General features: G+C 57.6%; 23 protein-coding genes. 11 read left to right on the plus strand and 12 right to left on the minus strand.

The window, feature by feature from the left end:
• Positions 1-5 precede the first annotated feature (5 nt).
• Genes ACTQY1_RS03275 through ACTQY1_RS03290 form a run of 4 tightly spaced genes read left to right on the plus strand, consistent with a single transcriptional unit; the run spans position 6 to position 6,045 of the window.
• Positions 6-1,250 carry a competence/damage-inducible protein A gene (locus tag ACTQY1_RS03275; RefSeq protein ID WP_022487818.1) on the plus strand — a complete coding sequence of 415 codons (1,245 nt, stop codon included), beginning with the start codon at positions 6-8 and terminating at the stop codon, positions 1,248-1,250.
• A 45-nt stretch (positions 1,251-1,295) separates the two neighbouring features.
• On the plus strand, positions 1,296-2,924 hold the full coding sequence (locus tag ACTQY1_RS03280; protein ID WP_370834571.1) for a DEAD/DEAH box helicase: 1,629 nt from the start codon (positions 1,296-1,298) through the stop codon (positions 2,922-2,924).
• A gap of 19 nt (positions 2,925-2,943) precedes the next feature.
• A complete protein-coding gene (gene hflX, locus ACTQY1_RS03285) occupies positions 2,944-4,758 on the plus strand; it encodes a GTPase HflX (RefSeq protein WP_154488078.1) in 1,815 nt (604 codons plus the stop codon).
• A 42-nt stretch (positions 4,759-4,800) separates the two neighbouring features.
• Positions 4,801-6,045: a methionine gamma-lyase family protein gene (locus tag ACTQY1_RS03290; protein ID WP_022486983.1), complete on the plus strand. Its 1,245-nt coding sequence runs from the start codon at positions 4,801-4,803 to the stop codon at positions 6,043-6,045.
• Positions 6,046-6,189: 144 nt separating this feature from the next.
• Here ACTQY1_RS03290 and lexA read toward each other — a convergent pair whose 3' ends face one another.
• Positions 6,190-6,840, minus strand: coding sequence for a transcriptional repressor LexA (gene lexA, locus ACTQY1_RS03295; protein ID WP_441373787.1), 651 nt, complete (start codon positions 6,838-6,840; stop codon positions 6,190-6,192).
• Between the two features lie 98 nt (positions 6,841-6,938).
• Between lexA and ACTQY1_RS03300 the strand changes: the two genes are divergently transcribed.
• The 4 genes from ACTQY1_RS03300 to ACTQY1_RS03315 all read left to right on the plus strand — a co-directional run bounded on the left by ACTQY1_RS03300 (position 6,939) and on the right by ACTQY1_RS03315 (position 9,425).
• On the plus strand, positions 6,939-7,229 hold the full coding sequence (locus tag ACTQY1_RS03300; protein ID WP_154488079.1) for a hypothetical protein: 291 nt from the start codon (positions 6,939-6,941) through the stop codon (positions 7,227-7,229).
• Positions 7,230-7,388: 159 nt separating this feature from the next.
• Positions 7,389-8,285 carry a bifunctional hydroxymethylpyrimidine kinase/phosphomethylpyrimidine kinase gene (locus ACTQY1_RS03305; RefSeq protein WP_022486981.1) on the plus strand — a complete coding sequence of 299 codons (897 nt, stop codon included), beginning with the start codon at positions 7,389-7,391 and terminating at the stop codon, positions 8,283-8,285.
• Positions 8,285-8,851, plus strand: a complete 567-nt coding sequence (locus ACTQY1_RS03310) for a TIGR04002 family protein (RefSeq protein ID WP_022486980.1) — start codon at positions 8,285-8,287, stop codon at positions 8,849-8,851. Before ACTQY1_RS03305 ends, ACTQY1_RS03310 begins: the two co-directional genes overlap by 1 nt.
• Positions 8,826-9,425: a TIGR04100 family radical SAM protein gene (locus ACTQY1_RS03315; protein WP_288174347.1), complete on the plus strand. Its 600-nt coding sequence runs from the start codon at positions 8,826-8,828 to the stop codon at positions 9,423-9,425. The genes ACTQY1_RS03310 and ACTQY1_RS03315 overlap by 26 nt, the downstream gene beginning before the upstream one ends.
• 46 nt (positions 9,426-9,471) lie before the next feature.
• On the opposite strand, the gene ACTQY1_RS03320 is transcribed toward ACTQY1_RS03315, so the two are convergent.
• The 10 genes from ACTQY1_RS03320 to larE form a co-directional block, all read right to left on the minus strand.
• Positions 9,472-10,692 (minus strand): dicarboxylate/amino acid:cation symporter, encoded by a 1,221-nt coding sequence (locus tag ACTQY1_RS03320; RefSeq protein WP_022486978.1) that lies wholly within the window; start codon positions 10,690-10,692, stop codon positions 9,472-9,474.
• Positions 10,693-10,835: 143 nt separating this feature from the next.
• The gene (locus ACTQY1_RS03325) at positions 10,836-11,522 is read right to left on the minus strand and encodes a cytochrome c biogenesis CcdA family protein (protein ID WP_308664293.1); all 687 of its coding nucleotides are present in this window, start codon (positions 11,520-11,522) and stop codon (positions 10,836-10,838) included.
• The gene (locus tag ACTQY1_RS03330; protein WP_022486976.1) at positions 11,522-12,049 is read right to left on the minus strand and encodes a TlpA family protein disulfide reductase; all 528 of its coding nucleotides are present in this window, start codon (positions 12,047-12,049) and stop codon (positions 11,522-11,524) included. The genes ACTQY1_RS03325 and ACTQY1_RS03330 overlap by 1 nt, the downstream gene beginning before the upstream one ends.
• 101 nt (positions 12,050-12,150) lie before the next feature.
• Positions 12,151-12,888 (minus strand): NifB/NifX family molybdenum-iron cluster-binding protein, encoded by a 738-nt coding sequence (locus ACTQY1_RS03335; RefSeq protein ID WP_288310673.1) that lies wholly within the window; start codon positions 12,886-12,888, stop codon positions 12,151-12,153.
• Positions 12,889-12,958: 70 nt separating this feature from the next.
• Positions 12,959-13,708 (minus strand): energy-coupling factor ABC transporter ATP-binding protein, encoded by a 750-nt coding sequence (locus tag ACTQY1_RS03340; RefSeq protein WP_288310674.1) that lies wholly within the window; start codon positions 13,706-13,708, stop codon positions 12,959-12,961.
• A gap of 46 nt (positions 13,709-13,754) precedes the next feature.
• Positions 13,755-14,525 (minus strand): energy-coupling factor transporter transmembrane component T family protein, encoded by a 771-nt coding sequence (locus tag ACTQY1_RS03345; protein WP_022486973.1) that lies wholly within the window; start codon positions 14,523-14,525, stop codon positions 13,755-13,757.
• Positions 14,522-15,514: an energy-coupling factor ABC transporter permease gene (locus ACTQY1_RS03350; RefSeq protein ID WP_288310675.1), complete on the minus strand. Its 993-nt coding sequence runs from the start codon at positions 15,512-15,514 to the stop codon at positions 14,522-14,524. The genes ACTQY1_RS03345 and ACTQY1_RS03350 overlap by 4 nt, the downstream gene beginning before the upstream one ends.
• 3 nt (positions 15,515-15,517) lie before the next feature.
• A complete protein-coding gene (gene larC / locus ACTQY1_RS03355) occupies positions 15,518-16,921 on the minus strand; it encodes a nickel pincer cofactor biosynthesis protein LarC (RefSeq protein ID WP_441368677.1) in 1,404 nt (467 codons plus the stop codon).
• Positions 16,922-16,925: 4 nt separating this feature from the next.
• A complete protein-coding gene (larB, locus tag ACTQY1_RS03360) occupies positions 16,926-17,678 on the minus strand; it encodes a nickel pincer cofactor biosynthesis protein LarB (protein ID WP_074704312.1) in 753 nt (250 codons plus the stop codon).
• Between the two features lie 2 nt (positions 17,679-17,680).
• Positions 17,681-18,508 (minus strand): ATP-dependent sacrificial sulfur transferase LarE, encoded by an 828-nt coding sequence (gene larE / locus ACTQY1_RS03365; protein ID WP_441368676.1) that lies wholly within the window; start codon positions 18,506-18,508, stop codon positions 17,681-17,683.
• Positions 18,509-18,913: 405 nt separating this feature from the next.
• On the opposite strand from larE, the gene crcB reads away from it, so the two are divergent.
• From crcB to fba, 3 genes are read left to right on the plus strand one after another with little or no spacing between them, the layout of a single operon-like run.
• Positions 18,914-19,273: a fluoride efflux transporter CrcB gene (gene crcB / locus ACTQY1_RS03370; RefSeq protein WP_012938360.1), complete on the plus strand. Its 360-nt coding sequence runs from the start codon at positions 18,914-18,916 to the stop codon at positions 19,271-19,273.
• Positions 19,273-20,130: an RluA family pseudouridine synthase gene (locus ACTQY1_RS03375; RefSeq protein WP_281739027.1), complete on the plus strand. Its 858-nt coding sequence runs from the start codon at positions 19,273-19,275 to the stop codon at positions 20,128-20,130. Before crcB ends, ACTQY1_RS03375 begins: the two co-directional genes overlap by 1 nt.
• 23 nt (positions 20,131-20,153) lie before the next feature.
• Positions 20,154-21,083: a class II fructose-1,6-bisphosphate aldolase gene (gene fba, locus ACTQY1_RS03380; protein WP_022488060.1), complete on the plus strand. Its 930-nt coding sequence runs from the start codon at positions 20,154-20,156 to the stop codon at positions 21,081-21,083.
• A gap of 124 nt (positions 21,084-21,207) precedes the next feature.
• Here fba and ACTQY1_RS03385 read toward each other — a convergent pair whose 3' ends face one another.
• Complete coding sequence (locus ACTQY1_RS03385) at positions 21,208-21,891, minus strand: TetR/AcrR family transcriptional regulator (protein WP_278341961.1); 684 nt, start codon at positions 21,889-21,891, stop codon at positions 21,208-21,210.
• Positions 21,892-21,941: the final 50 nt, after the last annotated feature.

The following is a 21,941-nucleotide window of genomic DNA, read 5'->3' on the forward strand; positions in this document are numbered from 1 at the left end:
TTCCTGTGAATGTTGAAGTCATCAATACGGGCACGGAGCTGCTCCTGGGCGATATTGTGAATACCAACTTCCAGTATCTGTCCCGGATGCTCAATGATGCCGGGTTCAACGTGCTGTACCAGACCACCATCGGGGATAACGGGGACCGGCTGCTGGAAGTGCTGGCCATTGCCCTGAAGCGGGCGGACATCATCATCACCACCGGGGGCCTGGGGCCCACCCGGGGGGACATCACCAAGGAAATGGTGGCCCGGTACCTGGATCTGCCTCTGGTGCCCAGTGCCTTCTGGCTGGACAAGCTGACCCGGTATTTTGCTGCCCGGCATGTGGTCATGACGGACAACAACAAAAAGCAGGCCATGATCCCGGAAGGGGCCGTGGTATTCAACAACGAAGTGGGCACGGCACCGGGAATCGGGGTCTGGACTCCGGACCACAAACTGATCATCATGCTGCCGGGGCCTCCGGCGGAAACCACCCACGTGTTCGGTCAGCAGGTGATGCCCTATCTCCGGAAAAGCTATGCGGCCCAGGGAATCATCCATTCCCGGGTGCTGCATCTCCGGGGACTGACGGAATCCATGGTGGCGGAAAAGCTGGATGCCATCATCATGGCCCAGACCAACCCCACCATTGCCCTCTATGCCCGGAAGGGAGAAATCATCATCCGGATCACCGCCAAAAGCGATACCCTGGAAAAGGCGGAAGCCATGAACCAGGCCATCGAGGAAAAGATCCGGGAAGTGCTGGGTGAGTACATCTACGGAGTGGATTACGAAACCCTGCCGGAAGCCCTGGGCAAACGGCTGAAAGAAAAACATCTGACCATCGCCTTTGCCGAATCCTGCACCGGAGGCCTGGCCTCCAGTCTGGTGACGGATATTCCCGGAAGCTCGGAATATCTCATGGGGTCGGTGGTCTCCTATACCAATGACGTAAAGCACCGGCTGCTGGGGGTGAAACAGGAAACCCTGGACAAATACACCGCCGTCAGCGAACAGACTGCCCGGGAAATGGCCCAGGGGATCCGGGAAAGAATCGGAACGGATCTGGGCATCAGCATTACCGGGATCGCCGGACCGGGAGGGGGGACCCCCACCCAGCCGGTGGGCCTGGTGTACATCGGTGCAGCGGATAAAAACGGAACCAAAGTCCTGGAATGCCGGTTCAAGGCGGCCCGGACCACCATCAAACTCCGGGCGGCCATGAATGCACTGTCTCTGGCCATGGACCGGGTGAAGGAGCTGTAACGCTCCTGTACAAGATAAGGAGAAATTATGACTGAAACCACAGAAATGGAAAAGAAACCGGTGGAAACAACGGAAACTGCCAAACCGGAAATCACTTCCTTCGAAGATCTGAACCTGGACCGGAAGATCCTGGCAGCCCTGAAGGAAATGGGTTTTGAAGAACCCTCTCCCATCCAAAAGGGGGCTATCCCCCTGGCTCTGGAAGGAGACGACCTGATCGGCCAGGCCCAGACCGGTACCGGCAAGACCGCCGCCTTCGGGATCCCCATCATCCAGAAGATCAACGAAAAGGACCGGCACATCCAGGCCCTTGTCATGAGCCCCACCCGGGAACTGTGCATCCAGGTGGCGGACGAAATCAGCAAGATTGGCCGGACCAAACGGATCCGGGTACTGCCGGTATACGGGGGCCAGCCCATCGAACGGCAGATCCGCAGCCTGAAACGGGGCATCCAGGTGGTCATTGGGACCCCTGGCCGTCTCCTGGACCATATCCGCCGGGGCACCATCGACCTGGAATACGTGAACTTCCTGGTGCTGGATGAAGCCGACGAAATGCTGGACATGGGCTTTGTGGACGATATGGAAAACATCATCAAAAACGTTCCCCCGGAACGGCAGACCATGCTGTTTTCCGCCACCATGCCCCGGCCCATCCTGAGCATCAGCAAGAAATACATGCGTACCCCCAAGATGGTGGCCATCCACAAAGAAGTGGTCACTGCGCCCACCATCGACCAGTACTACTATGAAACCCGGGACAAGGTGGACGGCCTGTGCCGGATCCTGGACACCACCGACGACTGCAAGATGATCATCTTCTGCCGGACCAAAAAAGGCGTGGATGAACTGGTCATCGCCCTGGCCACCCGGGGCTACGAAGCGGAGGGCCTCCACGGGGACCTGAGCCAGAACCAGCGGGACCGGGTCATGAAAAAGTTCCGCAGCGGCCAGGTGGACATCCTGGTAGCCACCGACGTGGCGGCCAGAGGGCTGGATATCGACAACATCACCCATGTGGTGAACTTCGACGTGCCCAGTGACAGCGAAAGCTACGTGCACCGGATCGGCCGTACCGGCCGTGCCGGGAACACCGGTGTGGCTCTTACCTTCATCACTCCCCGGGAATTCCGTCAGCTGAAGCTGATTGAACGGAGCATCAAGACCAAAATCATCCGGGGCACCCTGCCCACCGACGCCAGCGTGCTGGAACGGCAGCGGGAACAGATTGTATCCAAGATGCAGACCATCCTGGAACAGGACCGGTATCAGGACTATCTGCCCATTGTGGAAACCCTGGAAAAGGACTATGATGTCCAGGATATCGCCGCTGCTGCCCTGAAGTTCATGCAGGAAGGGGCCAAAGCCCTGGAAGAACCGGAAGAGGAAGGTTCCCTGCCGGATGCCCTGGCCAACACCGGTGCCAAACCGGGGATGGTGCGGCTGTTCGTGAATATCGGCCGTTCCAGCCGGGTCACGGTCCGGGATATTGTCCAGAGCATTGCCATCGAGGCGGAAATCCCTGCTCGGAGCATTGGCCGGATCAGCATCTATGACAAATTCAGCTTTGTGGAAGTGCCCATGGAACATGCGGAAAAAGTCCTGGCAGTGATGCACCGGAACACCATCCGGGGCTGCCGGGTGAACATGGAGCCTGCCAAAGCACGGGTATAATACCAAAAGGAGTTCTCCTATGACTCAAACGATCTACGGAAAGACGGAGGGCCTGAAAAAACAGGTCCTCACCCAGTTGGAAGGGATCTATGAGCTGAGAGCGGACGAGGGCCAACTGATCAGTGAGGAGTTGGCCCTTGTTTTGCGGGATTTGACGGAAGCCATCAACCGGGAAATCTCCATTTATGTGGACCGGAAGGGCCAGGTGACGGCGGTGGCCGTAGGCAGCGACAGCCATGTGGAGCTGCCGGGCACCGATTCCCGCCGAAGCCAGAACCGGCTCTGCGGGGTGGCCTGTATCCACACCCATCCCTCCGGGGCACCCCGGCTCAGCCGGGTGGATCTGTCCGCCCTCCGGGACCTGCGGTTCGATGCCATGGCCGCCATGGCCTGGGAAAATCCCTCCAGCCAGCCTCTCCTCAGCTTCGGGATGATTACGGATCTGGATGAGGATCAGCAGCCGGTGCTCCAGGAATTCGGCCCCTTCAAGGTGAAGGATGTGGCGGCCATGCCCTTTGGGAATGTGCTCCACACAGTGGAAAAGATCCTGGCCAAACGGTCCCGGGGCCACAACCTGGCGGAAGGACCGGAACGGGCCATGCTGATCTCCCTGGCCTGGGGGGATACGGCCTCCCGGTGGACCGCCCAGGATTCCGTGGAGGAACTGGCCCAGCTGGCGGAAACCGCCGGTGCGGAAGTCATCGGCAAATTCGTCCAGTCCCGGCCCAAACCGGACCCGGTGTTCTTCATCGGGAAAGGGAAGGTTCAGGAGCTGTCCCTGTTTGCCCAGCAGGAAGACATCGACCTGTGCATCTTTGATGACGAACTGTCTCCGGCCCAGCAGCGGAACCTGGAACGGGCCCTGGGGGTCCGGATCATCGACCGGACCGGGCTGATTTTGGACATTTTCGCCAAACGGGCCCGGACCAGTGAAGGGAAGCTCCAGGTGGAACTGGCCCAACTCCAGTACATGCTGCCCCGGATCATGGGCCAGGGCACCAGCCTGTCCCGTCTGGGGGGCGGCATCGGTACCCGGGGGCCCGGGGAAACCAAGCTGGAAGTGGACCGGCGGCGGATCCGGGACCGGATCGCTTTCCTGGAAGATCAGATCCGTCGGATGAAGGGCAACCGCCGGCAGCAGCAGCGGGCCCGGAGCAAGAATGAAGTGAAGCAGGTGTGTCTGGTGGGGTACACCAACGCCGGTAAAAGCACCCTGCTGAACACCCTGACCCATTCGGACATCTATGCCCAGGATCAGCTGTTCGCCACCCTGGACCCTACCACCCGGCAACTGGAACTTCCGGATGGGAGCCACTGCACCCTGACGGATACCGTAGGGTTTATCCAACGGCTGCCCCATCAGCTGGTGGCCGCTTTCAAATCCACCTTGGAAGTGGTGAAGGATGCGGACCTGCTGCTCCATGTAATCGACTGCTCCCACGAGCTGTACCGGGAACAGTCAGAGGCGGTGTACCAGGTGCTCCAGGAACTGGAAGTCACTGAAAAGCCCATTCTCACCGTGTACAACAAGGTGGACCGGCTGACCCAGCACGAAGGCCTCCGGCACCGGCTGGAACAGGAAGAGGACGCCCTGTGCCTGTCCGCCCGTACGGGAGAAGGGGTACCGGAACTGCTGGAAAACCTGGCCCGGCTTTTAGGGCAGGACCGGGTGGAACTGGAACTGTCCATTCCCTATGGGGAAAGCAGGCTGGCCGCCCGGCTCCATGAAGAGGCCCAGGTCCTTTCGGAAACCTACGGGGAAACCGGGATCCTGATCCGGGCCCGGATGGACAAGGGCCTGGGAGAGAAATTGGCCCCCTATGTCCGGAAATAAAAGCATCAATTAATCAAGCAATTAAGGAGGAAATCAATTCCAATGGATATACAATGGGATGAAATCGAACGGAAAGCACTGGACACCGTTGCCCAGCATACCAAAAGCCATGAAGCCGCGGCCCTGGTGAACACCAAAAAGGTGCTGGACGCCTTTGCCAAGTTCCAGGTGGCCGATTTTTACCTGAAGCCCACCACCGGCTATGGCTATTCTGACATGGGCCGGGACCAGCTGGACCTGATTTATGCGGATATCTTCAAGACGGAATCCGCCCTGGTCCGTTCCCAGTTCGTATCCGGCACCCACGCTCTGGCTGTGGCCCTTCTGGGGAATCTTCATCCCGGGGATGAAATGATCGGAGCCACCGGGGAACCCTACGACACCATGCAGACCATTATCGGCCATCCGGTGAAGACTCCCGGCTCTCTGGTGGACCTGGGAGTCACCTACAAGGAAATCCCCATGGAAGGGGACCATCCGGACATCCCTGCCCTCCTGGCTGCCATCACCCCCAAGACCCGTCTGGTCCACATCCAGCGGTCCTGCGGCTACAGCAGCAAACGGAAGACCCTGACTGTAGGGGAAATCGGAGAGATCTGCCAGGCGGTGAAGAAGGTCCGTCCAGACATCATCTGCTTCGTGGACAACTGCTACGGGGAATTCATTGAGGACAAGGAACCTACGGAAGTGGGGGCCGATCTGATGGCCGGGTCCCTGATCAAGAACCTGGGGGGCGGCTTTGCTCCCACCGGCGGCTACATTGTAGGCAAAAAGGATCTGGTGGAACAGGCTTCCTACAGGCTCACTGCTCCCGGCCTGGGCGGTGAAATGGGCTGCACCCTGGGGGATACGGCCCGGGAATTCTATCAGGGGCTCTTTATGGCTCCCCATGTAGCTCTCCAGGCGGTGAAGACCTCCATGTTCGCTGCTTCCGTTTTCCAGTCCCTGGGCTTTGAAGTGTCCCCGCTGCCCGATGATGTACGCAGTGACATTATCCAGACCATCACCCTGAAGACTCCGGAAAATCTCTGTGCCTTCTGTGAAGCCATCCAGGCCCATTCGCCCATCGATGCCCATGTGACGCCGGTCCCCTCTCCGCTGCCCGGCTATCAGGATGACATCATCATGGCCGCCGGTACCTTCGTCCAGGGGGCTTCCATCGAACTGAGCGCCGACGGACCCATGCGGGCACCCTACAAGGTGTTCATGCAGGGGGGCCTGACCTTTGAACACGGCCGGATCGCCGTGATGGCCGCTGCCCGGCAGATTATGGAAAAGCAAAAATAAGAAAGCAAAAAACAGCCTCTGAATTTCGCTTCAGAGGCTGTTTTTCATATGCGTGCTATACTGGGATGGCAAAGCCAAAGAAAAACGCTCAAATCAAAGATTTGAGCGTCTGAAAGGAATTTGCCCTATGGAAGGCATCAACCTTTATAAAGTACGGAATACCGCAATGACTTTTCCCTTGATTTCGATGTTGTCGGTGCCCACAATGGGAGGGTAGGCATCATTTTCCGGCTGGAGACGGATCTGTTTCAGTTCCCGGAAATACCGTTTGATGGTGGTTTCTTCCCCGTTGAGGAGGGCCACTACAATATCCCCGTTGGTGGCATAATTCTGTTTCCGGACAAATACATAATCATGGTCCAGGATCCCGGCATTCTTCATGCTGTCTCCTTCCACCACCATCATGAACACATCTTCCTTGCAGCCGATGAGATCCAGGGGGATGGGGTAGGTGTCTTCGATGTTTTCCACAGCCAGCATGGGATCACCTGCGTGGACAGCGCCCACCAGAGGCACCGGAACCATGCTTTTCTTCCGCCAGCTGATTTCTTCTCGGAGCCCGTAGGTACGGGGCTTTTCCGGATCCCAGCTGACAAAACCGACTTCCGCCAGCTTTTTCAGGTTGTTGTGGACGGAAGCACTGGAAGACAGACCCACAGCACTGCCGATTTCCCGCACAGAAGGGGGATAGCCGTTGGTGAAGATGTACTGCCGGATAAAATCGAGGATCTGGCTCTGCCGGGCATTGATCCCATGGGAGCGGGAGGGTTTCTTTTGTTCCGTATCCGTCGTCATTTCTGTATCAGTCATGGTATAAATCTCCTTTGAACAGGATGGATTTGTGGTACAAGAGTCCAATCTAATTAGAATAAGTATAACAGGAAAACAATTGTGTGTCAAACGAGTGTTTAGAAAGGAAACAGGAACCTGGAAGAAAATCAGGAATCCAGCCAGGTGCAAGCCGTGAATCCGTATGGATAAATCCTAAAGAGTATGGCCAAATCCCGAAGTATGAAAATAAAATCCAGGGCCGGTGCATCAGCAGAAAAATGACCCGGCCGGATCGGGAACCCGGTCCTGAAAGAAGGATCCCAAAGGAAATACCGGGAAAAATCTCAGTTTCTGGACAAATCGAGATCTCTGGTTTTCCAGAAAATTTACGTCCAATAATATATATTATGTAAAATAGTGTGGATAAAGCGCCTTGGAGAACCGGTGCTTCCGGCCGTTCAGACACGGTTTGGCTCAAGAATTTCCCAAACCGTTCCTTTTCTTTCAATTGTTTCTATGTTATAACAGAGTTTGTCAAAACGTTACAATATTAACCAAAAGGAGCTTTTGTTATGCATCTGCGTGTTGCAGCCATCAATGATCTTTCCGGCCTAGGAAGATGTTCGCTTACAGCCGATATAGCCGTGCTGGCAGCCATGGGCATCGAAGCCTGTCCCATGCCTACGGCAGTGCTTACATCCCAGACCGGCTACCCGGGATACCGGTGCCTGTCCTTTGCCGATCGTATGGATGACTATACGGAGCACTGGCAGGAACTCCAGGTTTCCTTTGCCGGGATCCTTTCCGGGTATCTTGCCACGCCTGATGCAGCGGAAAAGGTCCGGGCCTTTTTGGACCGGTTCCACAGACCCGGGGTGCTGTACCTGTGCGACCCGGTGCTGGGAGACAATGGCAGGGCCTACCGGGGCTTTACCGAGGCTTCCATTGAGGCCGTCCGGCAGCTGGCTTTCCAGGCGGATCTTTTGACTCCCAATCTCACGGAATTCTGTATCCTCACCGGTACGGATATGAGGCCCATCCAGAAACTGGGACAAACAGATCCGGAAGCGCTGTTCCCTATATTGGAAGAAAAAGCAGGCTGCTTCCAGGGCCGTTCCCTGGTGATCACCGGGATCCCTGTACTGGATAAGAACCGGGAAACGCTGATTCTTTCGAATTTCATTGTAAAAATGGCTGGAGGAAAATCCTCCGTGGTTTCCAGTCCTCATCTGGGAGGCAGTTATTCCGGCACCGGGGACCTGTTTGCCGCGGTGGTCCTGGGGGCCCTGCTCCAGAAAAGGTCTTTGGAAGAAGCAGTCCGGCTGGCTGTGGGGTTCATTGCCAGGGGCATTGGGGATGCCCGGCGGGAAAACACCCCTTGCAATGACGGCATCAATTATGAACCCTATCTGGGGCTCCTGGCCCCTCCCCTGCCCCATGGTTCCCAAGCTGAAAGGAAGGATACCTGATGAAACAACAACGAACAGAACAGGAAAAACTCCATTTGTTGGTACTGACTGGTGTGTTCGCCGGGCTGATCTGCCTGTTCACCGCCTATATCTGTCATATCCCTATGGGATCCAATGGAGGATATCTCCATTTCGGTGATACCCTGATTTACGTGGCTGCGTCCCTGCTGCCTCAGCCCTATGCTTTGGTGGCGGCAGCCATTGGAGGCGGGCTGGCGGATCTGCTGATGGCACCCATGTGGGCACCGGCCACCATTGTGATCAAGGCGCTGATTACGCTGCCTTTTACCTGGAAAGCCCAGAAGCTGCTGTGCACCCGGAACCGGATCGCCCCGTTCCTGTCCTGGATCATTTCCACCATCGGGTATTACCTGGCAGAAGGACTGATTTTTGGGACCTATGCAGCTCTGGTGACTTCCATTATGGGCAGTGCTCTCCAGTCCGGAGGCAGTCTGCTGTTCTATTATCTGGTGGCCGGAGTCCTGGACAGACAGGATGTAAAAGCCAGACTGTTTCATGGAGAAAGGATGATGAATGATCATGGCTCAGATTCTTTATACTTATAAAGATGGCGTCTATGCCAATTTGACCAATCTGTGCAACTGCCGGTGTACGTTCTGCGTCCGGTTCCAGCATGAGGGCATCGGGGATGCGCCCACCCTGTGGCACAAGGTGAACCCCAATTGGGAACAGGTAAAGGCAGCGGTGGATGCTTTTGATTTCACCGGGTTCAAAGAGCTGGTGTTCTGCGGATACGGGGAGCCCACCTGTGCCCTGGATCTGATGCTGAAAACGGCCCGGTATGTGCGGCAGATCCATCCGGAACTGAAGCTGCGGGTGAACACCAACGGGCTGGGGAACCTGGAAAACGGCCGGGATATCGTACCGGAACTGGCCCAGGTGCTGGATGCGGTTTCCATCAGCCTGAACGCCCCGGATGAGGCGGACTACAACAAGGTGACCCGCCCCACCCTGCCGGGAGCCTACCAGGCCATGCTGGATTTTGCCCGGGAATGCAAAAAAATGATCCCGGATACCCGGATGACCGTGGTGGACGTGCTGCCCCCGGACCAGATCGAAGCCAGCCGGAAAGTGGCAGAAAGCTGCGGGATCAAGCTGCGGGTACGGCATTTTGCATGAAAAAGGGGCTGTGAAAAAATCATTTTTCACAGCCCTCTTTTCCTATCTATTTCTTTTTCTTCAGCAAATGGGTCACGATAATGGCACAGGAGGCGTCTCCGGTGATGTTCAGGGTGGTCCGGCCCATGTCGAAGATCCGGTCCACACCAGCCACTAGGGCAATGCCGTCCACCGGCAGGTTCACAGAGGCCAGCACCATGGCCAGCATGATCATCCCGGCACCGGGCACTCCGGCCGTCCCTACAGAGGCCAGGGTGGCGGTTACCACAATGGTGAGCATCTGGGGCAGGGTCAGGTCGATGCCGTAGCAGGACGCAATGAACACGGCGCACACGCCCTGGTAAATGGCCGTCCCATCCATGTTGATGGTGGCTCCCAGGGGCAGGGCGAAACTGGTGACTTCCTTGGAGGCTCCCAGCTTGTTGGCGCATTCCATATTAATGGGCAGGGTCCCTACGGAAGAGGCACTGGAAAAGGCAAACAGCATGGCAGGCATCATGCCCTTGAAGAATTTCAGGGGACTCATGCCCCCGATGGCCCGTACTGCCATGGAATACACCAGGATGGCATGGAGAGCATAGGCAATGTAGGCACAGAGGATGACTTTGGCCAGGGAACCGATGACCGCGGTGCCGTTCTGGGCAATCACCGGGCACAGCAGACAGAATACACCGATGGGAGACAGGGCCAGGATCATTTCCATGACCTTCATGAACACATCGTTCCAGGTGTTGATGAAATCAGCAGCCTTCTCCCCTTTCTGGCCCAGGGCGATAATGGCGATGCCGATCAATAGAGCCATAACGATTACCTGGAGCATGTTGGCACTGGTCAGCGGCGCCAGGAAGTTGGAGGGAAACAGGTCCACCAGCATCTTCATGGGGCCAGTGCTGGTGTTTTTCACCTTAAAGGCCAGATCCGCTGTGGACAGTACCGGGAACATGGGCTTGAAGCTGTTGGCGATAATCAGGCCGATGGTGGTGGCAATGGCGGTGGTAATAAAGTAATAGACCAGGGTAATGCCGCCGATGGAACCCAGTTTCCGGATATCACTGAGAGAGACCACCCCTGCCATAATGGAAAACAGCACAATGGGACCTACGATGAATTTCACAAGATTCAGAAAGATTGTGCCAAAAGGTTTAATGTAGGTGACGGCAAAAGCCACGTTCCCCTGCAGGGCCAGCCCGGCAATGATACCCAGGATCAGGGCAATGAAAATCTGCCCCGCCAGAGGGATTTTTTTCTTCTTTCCTTCTCCATCCATACAAACCAGCCTCCTTTGCAGAACTTTTGGTAAAAAATTGTATCGTATTCTTCTACAGTATACTGTAAAATCATTATAGCATACTCTATATGGAGAAGAAATCTGAAAATAGAGAATATTACGAAGGAAAATCCATGGCCTCCCTACCCTGCCAGGAAGGCCATGATCCGCAGGGTCATGCCGCTGAGCATCAGGATGCCGAAAAATATCAGGAACAGGCCCATGGTTTTCTGGATCCGGGGCAGCCAGGCGTAGTGCCGGCGCAGGCAGGGCCCGAATTTCTCCCAGGACAGGGCCGCCAGAAGAAAGGGGACACAGAACCCCAGGGCATAGGCCAGCAGCAGGAACAGCCCTTCCCGGGCGGTCTGCCGGCTGCCAGCTGCCATCAGGATGGCGGTGAGGATGGGGCCGGTACAGGGGGTCCACCCCAGGGTAAAGGAACCTCCCAGCAGGAAGGAACCCAATACCCCCTGTTTTTTCTGCTGGAGGAAAGGACGCCGGTCCTTCAGCAGGAACAGCGGCGTCCATAAACCGCTCATAAAGAGTCCCAGAAGGATCAGGATCACCCCGGCCGCTTTTTCCAGTACTTTCCAATTGTCCAGCACCAGCTGCCCCAAAACCGTCGCCGTGGCCCCCATGGCCAGGAACACCGCCGTGAATCCGGCCAGGAAGGCCAGGGTATTGGCCAGGAGCCGTCCCTTCCCCTGTGCCTCTCCCATGCCGGAACCGGTGAGCAGCAGCAGGAAAGTGGGCAGCAGGGGCAGGACGCAGGGGGAGATGAAGGAAAGGAAGCCGGCCCCGAAGGCCGCTCCCAGGGTAAGGGAGCCCATTACAGCTTCCCTTTCAGCACGTCTTCCAGCTGCTGGGCGGTGGCCACCCCTTCATGGCGCTGGAGGATATTGCCCTTTTCATCCAGGATCACCGTGGTGGGGATCACCCGGACCTTGTACAGGGTGGCGGCTTTCCCGTCCCGGTCCAGGAGCACCGGCATGGTGTATCCGTTGTTCTTCAGGAAATCCTGGACCTGGGCGCCTTCTTCCTGGAGGTTGACAGCGTAGAACCGGACTTTCTCCTTGTGCTTCCGGGCAAAGGTGTTCATTTCCGGCATTTCGCTCCGACAGGGAGGACACCAGGTGGCCCAGAAATTGATTACATAGACGTTCCCGTCACCGGGCTGGACGGAATGGGAAGTCCCGGCTGTATCCTTCAGGGTGAATCCCGGTGCCTGGGCTTTTTGGGCGGAAGCCTGGGAAGAAGCCGGGGCATTGCTCTGGGAACTGCCGGAAAAGCCTCCGCACCCGGATGCCAGCAGGACGGCCGCCGTCAAAAGAGCAGAAACGATCATCTTTGTCTTCATAATGGTCCTCCTGTAGAATAAATTGTAATCAGGAATTTTTCTTTATAATACCATAAGGGACCTGCTGCACGCAACAGGTCCCTTAGAAGCAGGATCATCCATCAATGATGACATTCTCCATGATGATGTTCCCCATGATGGTCGCACTGGATGTCTTCCTGGTATTGGAGTTTGTCCGCCAGGAAATCTTCTACCGCCTGATCCGCCTGGCCGCTGCAGCCACCGTAAAAGGCGATTCCGGCCTTTTTCAGCCCTTCCTGGGCTCCTCCGCCGATGCCACCGCAGATCACCCCATCGATACCCAGCTGCTGGAGCACACCGGCCAGAGCCCCGTGCCCCTGTCCCTGGGTGCTGTGCACTTCTGCCTTCTGTACCTTCCCGTCTGCCAGATCATAGATTTTGAAATACTCCGTCCGGCCAAAATGCTGGAAGATTTCTCCGTTTTTCGGATCGTAGGTCACTGCAAGTTTCATCGTTTTCTCCTCCCTTTGGGAGATGCCGCCTATCCGTTCCAGGGTCCGCAGGGCAAACCGGCAGCAGCCCAGCTCTGCATCGTCGGAAACTTCCACCTGGCCCCCATACAGGGCGATATTCCAGCCATGGACTAGGGCGCCGGCCGCTTTTTTCCGGGCTTCGTTCAGGATGTTCTGGAAGGTGCTCCGTCCCACATGCATCCGCAGGGCGCATTCCTTCTGGTCCAGTCCCACTTCGTCCATCAGCCGCAGAGCCTCCAGTTCGTCCAGAGTCAGTTGGACCGTTTTCTTTCCGGCTTCTTCTGCGGTAAAGAAAGTACAATCCGGCTTCTGGTAAATCGTTCGTTTCCGTACAGGTCTTGGCATCTCATCTCTCCTTATAAATGGCATATGCCACTAACGAAAGTATATGGTATATGCCAACAACTGTCAAGGACTAGATTTCCTGCAGACGCAGGGGAAGTTCCAGACCGCAGGCTTCCAACAGGGGACCGTCCTGGAGGATTTCCCGGGTGGGTCCCGTTCTTTCCACCTGTCCCTGGTGCAGCAGGATCACTTGGTCACAGGTATCCCAGATGAAGTCCAGGTCGTGGGAAGCAATCAGCTGGGCACAGGGAAGCTGACCCAGGATCCGGATCAGGTTCCGCCGGTTCCGGGGATCCAGGGCAGCGGAGGGTTCATCCATCAGCAGCAGGTCCGGTTTCTGGGTCAGAAGGCCCGCAATGGCCGTGAGCTTCTTCTGGCCTCCGGACAGCCGGTAAATCTGCCGCCGGGCCATGTCCGCCATCCCCACCTGGGCCAGGACTTCTGCTGTCCGCCGTTCCGCTTCCTCCCGGGGCACGCCCCGGTTCCGCAGAGCAAAGGACACGTCGCTTTCCACCGTTGGCAGGAACAGCTGGCTGTCCGAATCCTGGAACACGTACCCGGTCTTTTCCCGGATGGCCGGAAGATGGTCCCGGTCCAGGGGCAGGCCGCAGACCTCCAGGTTCCCTGCCTGCAAGGGCAGAAGACCCACCAGCAGTTTCAGCAGGGTGGACTTTCCCACCCCATTGCTGCCGATGAGCCCCACCTTTTCCCCTGGTTCCAGAGTAAAGGACAGGTCGTGGAATACCGGGACAGCGGCTTTTTTCGGGCCCGGCAGGGCATACTGGAAGCGGATATGGGACAGTTTGAGGATGGCAGACATGGGCAGGACTCCTTCAGCAGCAGAATGGATGAAATGGCAAGACAAGTTATCCCAGGTTCCGGCACACCAGGCACCAGACCAGGGTCAGGATCACCAGCAGCAGGCTGGCGCAAACAGAACTTTCGGCTCCGGTTTCCGGAAAGCGGCCCTGGAATCCCCGGAGTTCCATACTTTCGTAGACAGTCCGGGCCCGGTCCAGGCTCCGGAGAAACAGCAGTCCCAGTAAACTGCCGCTGATCTTCCAGGGGATCCCTCTGGTCCGGGGTGCCCGGAGAGCATAGGCCTGCTGCATCCGGCGGCCTTCCTGGAGCAGCAGCACCAGGTACCGCCAGGTAAGCAGGGTGGAAATGATCAGTACCTGGGGCAGGGGCAGTTTCTGGAGGGCGCAGGCCAGCCGTTCCAGACTGGTGGTAGCCAGCAGCAGCCAGCCGGACAGCACACAGCCCAGGCCCTTGAGCAAAAGCAGCAGAAAGGCTGCAGCCCCTGCAGAAAGACGGAAAGTCCCCAAGGTAACAGCAGTACCCTGGGCAAAAAACAGGTTCACCGCCCCCACTCCGGCCAAAAGGAGCAGGACCGGCAGACACTGGCGGAGAGCCGGCTTCCAGGGAATCTTCCCCACCTGGTACAGCACCGGCAAAGGCAGGAGCAGCAGACAGGCCCCGGCCAGGTGGTTTGGGCCCAGGCTGGCAAAAGCGGCCAGGTACAGGAACAGGGACCCTATTTTGGCCAGAGGAGCCAGCCGGGTGAGCGGCGTATCCTCTGCCGCCAGGTCATCCAGCAGATGGAGGGTCCCGATGGCCCCGTCCAGGGACTTCATGACTGCCGTCCGGTCAGTTTCCGGCCGGCCAGATGGATCAGCCCCAGCACCAGGACCGTCCCGATGATCCCGGAAAAAGCTGTCCCCCAACCGGCCTCCAGTCCGGGAATCTGGTAATCCGGGAAGAGCGCTGTGACTTCCTGGATCCTGGCCGCCAGTCCGTAGATTCCCCCTGCCGGTCCATCCAGTTCAGGGGAACCGGTGAGCCGGGCCAGGGACCATTCCAGTCCGTCAGGATCTTCCGACGCAAAATGAGAGACGGCACCCCCCAGCACCAGGGCCAGGCCGGTAAGTACCCCCAGGGTCTTCTTCCGGCTCCAGGCACTCTTCCCTGCCCTCCCTTCTCCAAAAGGCTGCCGGAGCAGCTCCGGACGGTTTTCATAGAGGAATACCAGCACCGCTGTGGTGATCAGCCCTTCCACCAAGCCGATGGCCAGATGGATGGGCTGCATCAGCAGGAGAAAGGCGGCAAAAGGCAGCTGGGTGATCCCGGACAGGGTGGTTTCTGCCGCCACGGAGAAGGCACCCAGCTGGAGGGTCAGTACGCTGCCCAGGATGCTGGAGGCAGCAATCCGCCCTTTTGTCAGCCCTTTGCGGGTCAAAAGGGGCCACAGGATGCCGCCCCCCACAAAACAACCGTAAAAAGCCATGTTCCACACATTGGCTCCCAAAGCCAGCAGGCCCCCATCCCCAAAAGCCAGGCACTGGAGGGCCAGCACTCCGATCAGGGTCAGGAAGCCGGCACTGGGTCCCAGCACTGCCGATAAAAGCATCCCCCCGCACAGATGGCCGGAAGAACCGGTGCCGGGGATGGCAAAATTCAGCATCTGGGCAGCAAACACAAAGGCCCCCAGTACCCCCATTTCCGGCACCAGTCCCGGATCATGGGATTTTTTTACTTTCCGGGCCCCGTACCAGGCCGCCGCTCCCGAAAGGGCGTACATGGCCCCGGCTACACCGGGAGACAGCAGAGCGTCCGCCATATGCATGGGTCATTCCTCCTTTTTCGGGGCAGGAGCCAGTTCTCCCAGCACCTGCTGCCATACTGCCTGATAGCTGCGGCCAGTACTGCGGCACAGGCCGGCAATGGCGTCATATTCCGGATAAAGCCGGGTTTCCGTTTCTCCTGTCACGCTGCCTTCAATATCCACAACCGGTACCTGGACAGCTTTCACCGCTACCGGCCCCAGGGAGGTTTCCGCCATTTGGCTCTGCCGTTCCAGGATGCTCCGTTCCATCCGGCTCCGGCGGATGCCGATGGTGGTGGTTTCTGCAAACAGCAGGGCTTCCAGGCCGGTCCGTTCCGCTTCTTTGCAAAGTACGGTGACCAGCCAACCTGGCCGGTTTTTCTTCATGTAAACCGGGGCATACTGCACGTCCCGGGCGCCGGCTGAAAGCAGCTGGTCCATCACGTGGCCCAGGGCTTCCCCGGTGCAGTCGTCCAGGTTGGTTTCCAGTTTCCAGATGGTGTCTTCTTCCCAGGGAGCCGGAACCGGTTCTTCCGGTACTTCCAGGATCATGGCCCGGAGCAGGCTGGGCATGGCCTGTTCCCGTTTCCCTGCTCCCAGCCCCACTCTGGCTACCGTGAAGGTTTCCGGCAGCTGGCTCCGGGTCCGGATGGCAGCGGCAATGGCAGCCCCGGTGGGAGTCACATATTCCCCGGCAAAGGGCATGATGTGGAGGGGCAGATGGTGGGCGGCTGCGATATTGGCCACCGCCGGCACTGGAATGGGCAGGATGCCATGGGCACAGCGGACACTTCCGGTCCCTTCATGGAGTACCGGGATCACCACGTCCCGGATCCCCAGGTTGTCCAGGCACACGGCTGCCGCCGCAATGTCCACAATGGAATCCACCGCTCCCACTTCGTGGAAATGGACTTCTTCCAGGGTAGTACCATGGGCTTTGGCTTCCGCTTCTCCCAGGATGGTAAAGATCTTCACCGCCAGGGCATGGGCCCCTTCCGTCAGTTCTCCCTGGGCCAGGATGTCCAGCACTTCCCTGAGCCCCCGGTGGGCATGATGGTGATGATGGGCATGGGTTTCGGCGCCACCCTCCTGGTGCTCATGGTCATGTCCATGATGATGTCCATGGTTCCCGTACTGGTGGCCTTCTCCTTCCGGGGCTTCCGGTGCTGCCTGGTTTTTGGCAAAGCCGTAGAGATAGTCCATATCGTGGTCGTGGTTTTCGTGCTCTGCATCCAGCCGCACCAGGAAGTCACAGCAGTCCAGGCCGGCCTTCTTTACCCGGCTGATTTCCACCGTATATCCGGTCAGGGGCAGGGAGGCCAGGGCCTTCCGGAGCACCTGTTCATCCGCACCCAGATCCAGCAGGGCCCCTACGGTCATATCCCCGCTGATGCCGCTTTTGCATTCCAGATAGAGCATTTTTTCCATACCGTCACCGTTCCTTTCCGCAGGCCAGCCGGTTGATCTGGGTGGCCATGTATCCGGCTCCGTAGCCGTTGTCGATGTTCACCACCGCAATGCCGTTGGCACAGCTGTTGAGCATGGTGAGAAGAGCCGAAATCCCCTGGAGGCTGGCCCCGTAGCCGATGGAGGTGGGGACGGCGATCACCGGATTGCTCACCAGGCCTCCCAGCACACTGGGCAGGGCCCCTTCCATGCCCGCCACCGCAATGACGCAGTTGGCTTCCTGAATGGGGTCCAGGCTGGCCAGGAGCCGGTGGAGTCCGCTGACTCCCACATCATAGACCCGGTTCACTTTACTACCGAAGAATTCCGCCGTCTGGGCCGCCTCTTCCGCCACCGGGATATCCGCCGTACCGGCCGTGCACACTGCTACGGAGCCCCGGAGTTCCACCGGTTTCCGGATGATTTTCACCAGGCGGGACAGGGAGTCATATACCGCATCCGGACACAGGGCGCGGATCAGTTCATATTGTTCCCGGCTGGCCCGGGTCCCCAGCACATTGCCTTCCTCTTCCGCCAGTTTCCGGAAAATCTGCTGCAGGTGCTCATCCTTTTTTCCGCTGCAGAACACCACTTCCCCGAAGCCCGTACGGATCTTCCGGTGGGTATCCAGTTTGGCAAAGCCCAGGTCGTCAAAAGGCTTCTGCCGGAAGAATTTTTCCGCGGCTTCCACGGAAATCTCTCCGTTCCGGACTTTTTCCAGGATCTCTTTCGCTTCCATGGTCAGGCCTTCTTTTCCGGGGACAGGGTTTCATTCATGCTGCCGGTCCGGTAGCCCAGAAGGTCCAGTGTCACATAGGCAAAACCGTATCCCTTCAGTTTTTCCGTGATCTCCAGCCGGTGATCCAGCACTTTCCAGAGTTCTTCCGGCATCACTTCGATCCGGGCCAGGTTCCCCCCGTGGATCCGCACCCGCAGCTGATGGAAGCCCATATCCAGCAGCAGCTGTTCTGCCTTGTCCACCATACCCAGCCGCCGGGGCGTGATTTCTTCCCCATAGACGAACCGGGAGGACAGGCAGGCAAAGGACTGCTTGTTCCAGGTGGGGAGCCCCAGCTCTTTGGAAAGCGCCCGGATTTCCTTTTTGTACAGGCCCGCCCGGCGCAGGGGGCTGGCGATCTTCAGTTCCGCAATGGCCTGGAGCCCGGGACGGTAATCGCCCTCGTCATCCAGGTTGGAACCTTCCACCACAGCCGCCAGGTGGTTCTCTTTGGCCACTTCCAGGATCTTTTCGAACAGTTCATGTTTGCACAGATAGCACCGGTTGGTGGGATTGTGGGAAAAGCCCGGAATGAACAGTTCTTCCGAATCCACTACCAGATGGCGGATCCCTTCTTTCTCACAAAAAGCTTTGGCTTCCTTCAGTTCCCGTTCCGGGAAAGAACAGGAACGGGCCGTTACGGCCAGTACCTTGTCTCCCAGTGTATCATGCGCCACCTTCAGGAGAAAGGTGGAATCCACCCCTCCGGAAAAAGCCACCGCCACACTGCCCAGGTCCCGGAGGATGGCCTGGAGCTGTTTCAGTTTCGCTGTATCTTCAGAATTCTGCATGTGAAAATCCTTTCTGGTTCTGTTTCTTCCATCTTACAGAAATAGAGTCTTGAAAGGAAGACTCTATTTCTAAGACAGCCTATTCAATTTATTAAGAGGTATCCCCTCATTCCATCCTGTTTATTATACCATGAGCGCCTCCAAAAGGACAGGTTCCTCAGCATTTCAGCAGCACCCGGATCAGCCCCAGGCTGATTTCATACAACAGCATCAGGGGCAGGTTGAAGAAAATCCACACCGGCAGCACCATCAGCACCACGAAATCCAGATCTGGCGGGCAACCGGCGTGCGGCCCCTACGGCATCGCAATGGGTCATTGGATTTTCAGCGTCCGTGCTCTTCACTCTGCACTCTGCACTGAGTATGGTATAATATGCCGTATGACTATGCAAAGGAGACTTTTCCATGACTGAATGTGTGATCGTTGGTCTGGGGGGCTGTATCGGCGCCATCTGCCGGTATCTCATCGGGCTGCTGCCCCTGAGCCACAGCAGCGGCTTTCCCCTGAAGACCTTTTTCATCAATATTGCCGGTGCCTTTCTCATCGGCCTGGTAACGGCCCTGGCCGCCCGGAACTCCCTCCATCCCCGGCTGGCCCTGTTCCTCAAAGTGGGCATCTGCGGCGGGTTCACCACGTTTTCCTCTTTTGCCCTGGAAAGCCAGCAGCTGGTGGATAAGGGAGCCGGAATCACCGCAGCTCTCTACATGGGGCTCAGCCTGTTTTTCGGGATCCTGGCCTGCATCCTGGGCCAGAAGGTGCTGTAATGGAACTTTGTCTCGCCCCGTCCGCCCTGCCCCAGCGACTGAAATCCTTTCTCCGGGACCAGGGCCTTTCCGGCACCTACTGGAAGAAGCTGAAGGCCGCCGGTGCCCTCCAGGTGAACGAGGAAATCATCCAGCGGGATCTGCTGCTCCAGCCGGGAGACCGGGTTTCCTGGACCTTTCTGCCGGAACCCTGCACCCTGGAACCGGAAGAAGCACCCCTGTCCATCCTGGAGGAAACGGAGCTGTATCTGGCTGTGGACAAACCGGCCGGCCTGGTGACCCACAATGCAGGAAAGGAACGGACTCCCGCTCTCAGCCGCCGGGTGGCCTGGTATTTCCAGACCCATCACATTTCCAGCGCCGTCCATCCGGTATCCCGGCTGGACCGGGAAACATCCGGAGTGGTGCTTTTTGCCAAAAACGCCTGTCTCCACCATATGCTGTCCCGGAACCGGCTGGAAAAGACCTATCTGGCTCTGACCCTGGGCCATTGGGAACAGCCGGCAGGGATCCTGGACTGGCCCATCGGCCGCCGGCCCGGTTCCATTGTGGAACGGCAGGTGGACCCGGATGGACAGCCTGCCCGTACCCGGTACCAGGTACTGGGCGAAAAGGAGGGCCTGTCCCTGGTCCGGTTCCAGCTGGAAACCGGCCGCACCCACCAGATCCGGGTCCATGCGGCAGCCGCCGGCCACCCCCTTCTGGGGGATACCCTCTACGGCACCCCCGGGGCTCCCGGCCGCCATTATCTCCATGCCTGGAAGGTGGCCTTCCGGGAACCCTTTACGGGCAGACCGGTGGAAATCACCGCTCCCCTGCCGCCCGATTTCCGGAAAGTATGGTATAATAAAAAATAACTGATACTCAAGGAGGTTTCACCATGCCATTTGTAACCACGAAAGAAATGTTCAAGAAAGCCTACGAAGGCCATTATGCCGTTGGCGCCTTTAACGTCAACAATATGGAAATCGTCCAGGGCATTGTGGATGCTGCCAAAGAAGAAGAATCTCCCCTGATCCTGCAGGTATCCGCCGGGGCCCGGAAATATGCCAAGCACAGCTACCTGCTGCACCTGGTGGAAGCCGCCATGGAAGACACCGGTCTGCCCATTGCCCTGCACCTGGATCACGGCGCTGATTTCGATATCTGCAAGGCCTGCGTGGACGGCGGTTTTACCTCTGTCATGATCGACGGCTCCAAATATCCTTTTGAAGAAAACATCGAACTGACCAAACGGGTGGTGGACTATGCCCACAACAAAGGGGTCGTGGTGGAAGCCGAACTGGGCAAACTGGCCGGCGTAGAAGATGCCGTAAAGGTCAACACCAAAGACGCCACCTATACGGATCCGGACCAGGCTGTGGAATTTGTGGAACGGACCGGTGTGGACTCCCTGGCCATCGCCATCGGCACCAGCCACGGGGCTTACAAGTTCAAAGGCAAACCGGAACTGGATTTTGCCCGTCTGGAAAAGATCACCAACATGCTTCCCGGGTTCCCGCTGGTGCTCCATGGAGCTTCCACCGTTATCCCGGAATTCGTGGCAGAATGCAACAAATACGGCGGCAAACTGGCCGGTGCCCAGGGCTGTCCGGAAGACATGCTGAAAAAGGCCGGAACCTACGGGGTCTGCAAGATCAACATCGATACCGACCTGCGTCTGGCCATGACCGCCTCCATCCGGAAGTACCTGTATGAACATCCGGAAGATTTTGATCCCCGCTCCTATCTGGGCAAGGGCCGGGAAGCCATCAAGATGATGGTGGCCCACAAGATGCGGGATGTGCTGAATTCCTCCCACCGTCTGTAAGAAAGTGCGGGATTCCGGGCCGCCCGGCGTGCGGCCCCTACGGGACCGTGGATATGATATTCATCGGGTCCGCAGGGCGACACACCCGGCCGCCCGCCATTCTGCCACAAAAAAACTGCCTCCCTTACCGGGCGGCAGTTTTTTCTTTGTGTCCGTACAGGAACCGGTCGATCATGCCATCCACGACCCTTTCCCGGTTTTCTTTGGTAAAGGCTCCCTGGTTGCTGAGCATGAAAATACTGAAATAGAAATTCTGGCTCATCAGCTGCAAATCGGTAAGAGGCTTCAGATACTGCCTGTCGATGGCTTTCTGGAAAATGCCCTGGAGCAGCTGGATTTCCCCATAAATCAGCTCCGCATACCGCCGTTTCATGGCCACATCCTTTTCTTCCGGCTTTTTGCCCCACCGGACATCCAGCCGCCAGTCCTGTTTCTTTTCATCCCAGAGAAGCCGCCAGCCGGCCTGCTGGTTCAGCAGTTCGAACAGGATCACCGACCACAGGGTCTCATTCTTCTCCAAAAAATGCAGGAACGCTTCCACATAGCCCCGGAACTGATCGGAAAAAGTTTCCCCTTCCTCCACGGCCGTTTCCATGGCCTTCATCAGCTTCCGGTTTTTGGCCTCCACCAGGGTATAGAACAGATTTTCCTTGTTCTTGTAATATTTGTAGACAGTCCCCTTTCCGGTATCCGCGATCTGGATGATCTCATCCAGGGTTGCCTGGGTGTATCCCTTGTGGGAAAACACCTGTTCCGCAGCTTTCAGGATCCGTTTTTCTTTGGATAAAGATGCATTGATTTTTACCATATCTTTGGGGACCTCCCTGTTTAGACTGTCTTTACAGATAGTATATCATT

It is taken from the genome of Acidaminococcus sp. HCP3S3_G9_1 (genome assembly GCF_052122455.1).
Taxonomy (GTDB): Bacteria; Bacillota; Negativicutes; order Acidaminococcales; family Acidaminococcaceae; genus Acidaminococcus.

What these genes read in the sequence shown, in the direction of transcription:
- ACTQY1_RS03280 (WP_370834571.1), top strand. Translation starts at nt 1,296, where the DNA reads ATGGAAAAGAAACCGGTGGAAACAACGGAAACTGCCAAACCGGAAATC.
- hflX (WP_154488078.1), top strand. Translation starts at nt 2,944, where the DNA reads ATGACTCAAACGATCTACGGAAAGACGGAGGGCCTGAAAAAACAGGTC.
- ACTQY1_RS03290 (WP_022486983.1), top strand. Translation starts at nt 4,801, where the DNA reads ATGGATATACAATGGGATGAAATCGAACGGAAAGCACTGGACACCGTT.
- lexA (WP_441373787.1), bottom strand. Translation starts at nt 6,840, where the DNA reads ATGACGACGGATACGGAACAAAAGAAACCCTCCCGCTCCCATGGGATC.
- ACTQY1_RS03305 (WP_022486981.1), top strand. Translation starts at nt 7,389, where the DNA reads ATGCATCTGCGTGTTGCAGCCATCAATGATCTTTCCGGCCTAGGAAGA.
- ACTQY1_RS03310 (WP_022486980.1), top strand. Translation starts at nt 8,285, where the DNA reads ATGAAACAACAACGAACAGAACAGGAAAAACTCCATTTGTTGGTACTG.
- ACTQY1_RS03315 (WP_288174347.1), top strand. Translation starts at nt 8,826, where the DNA reads ATGGCTCAGATTCTTTATACTTATAAAGATGGCGTCTATGCCAATTTG.
- ACTQY1_RS03320 (WP_022486978.1), bottom strand. Translation starts at nt 10,692, where the DNA reads ATGGATGGAGAAGGAAAGAAGAAAAAAATCCCTCTGGCGGGGCAGATT.
- ACTQY1_RS03325 (WP_308664293.1), bottom strand. Translation starts at nt 11,522, where the DNA reads ATGGGCTCCCTTACCCTGGGAGCGGCCTTCGGGGCCGGCTTCCTTTCC.
- ACTQY1_RS03330 (WP_022486976.1), bottom strand. Translation starts at nt 12,049, where the DNA reads ATGAAGACAAAGATGATCGTTTCTGCTCTTTTGACGGCGGCCGTCCTG.
- ACTQY1_RS03335 (WP_288310673.1), bottom strand. Translation starts at nt 12,888, where the DNA reads ATGCCAAGACCTGTACGGAAACGAACGATTTACCAGAAGCCGGATTGT.
- ACTQY1_RS03340 (WP_288310674.1), bottom strand. Translation starts at nt 13,708, where the DNA reads ATGTCTGCCATCCTCAAACTGTCCCATATCCGCTTCCAGTATGCCCTG.
- ACTQY1_RS03345 (WP_022486973.1), bottom strand. Translation starts at nt 14,525, where the DNA reads ATGAAGTCCCTGGACGGGGCCATCGGGACCCTCCATCTGCTGGATGAC.
- ACTQY1_RS03350 (WP_288310675.1), bottom strand. Translation starts at nt 15,514, where the DNA reads ATGCATATGGCGGACGCTCTGCTGTCTCCCGGTGTAGCCGGGGCCATG.
- larC (WP_441368677.1), bottom strand. Translation starts at nt 16,921, where the DNA reads ATGGAAAAAATGCTCTATCTGGAATGCAAAAGCGGCATCAGCGGGGAT.
- larB (WP_074704312.1), bottom strand. Translation starts at nt 17,678, where the DNA reads ATGGAAGCGAAAGAGATCCTGGAAAAAGTCCGGAACGGAGAGATTTCC.
- larE (WP_441368676.1), bottom strand. Translation starts at nt 18,508, where the DNA reads ATGCAGAATTCTGAAGATACAGCGAAACTGAAACAGCTCCAGGCCATC.
- crcB (WP_012938360.1), top strand. Translation starts at nt 18,914, where the DNA reads ATGACTGAATGTGTGATCGTTGGTCTGGGGGGCTGTATCGGCGCCATC.
- ACTQY1_RS03375 (WP_281739027.1), top strand. Translation starts at nt 19,273, where the DNA reads ATGGAACTTTGTCTCGCCCCGTCCGCCCTGCCCCAGCGACTGAAATCC.
- fba (WP_022488060.1), top strand. Translation starts at nt 20,154, where the DNA reads ATGCCATTTGTAACCACGAAAGAAATGTTCAAGAAAGCCTACGAAGGC.
- ACTQY1_RS03385 (WP_278341961.1), bottom strand. Translation starts at nt 21,891, where the DNA reads ATGGTAAAAATCAATGCATCTTTATCCAAAGAAAAACGGATCCTGAAA.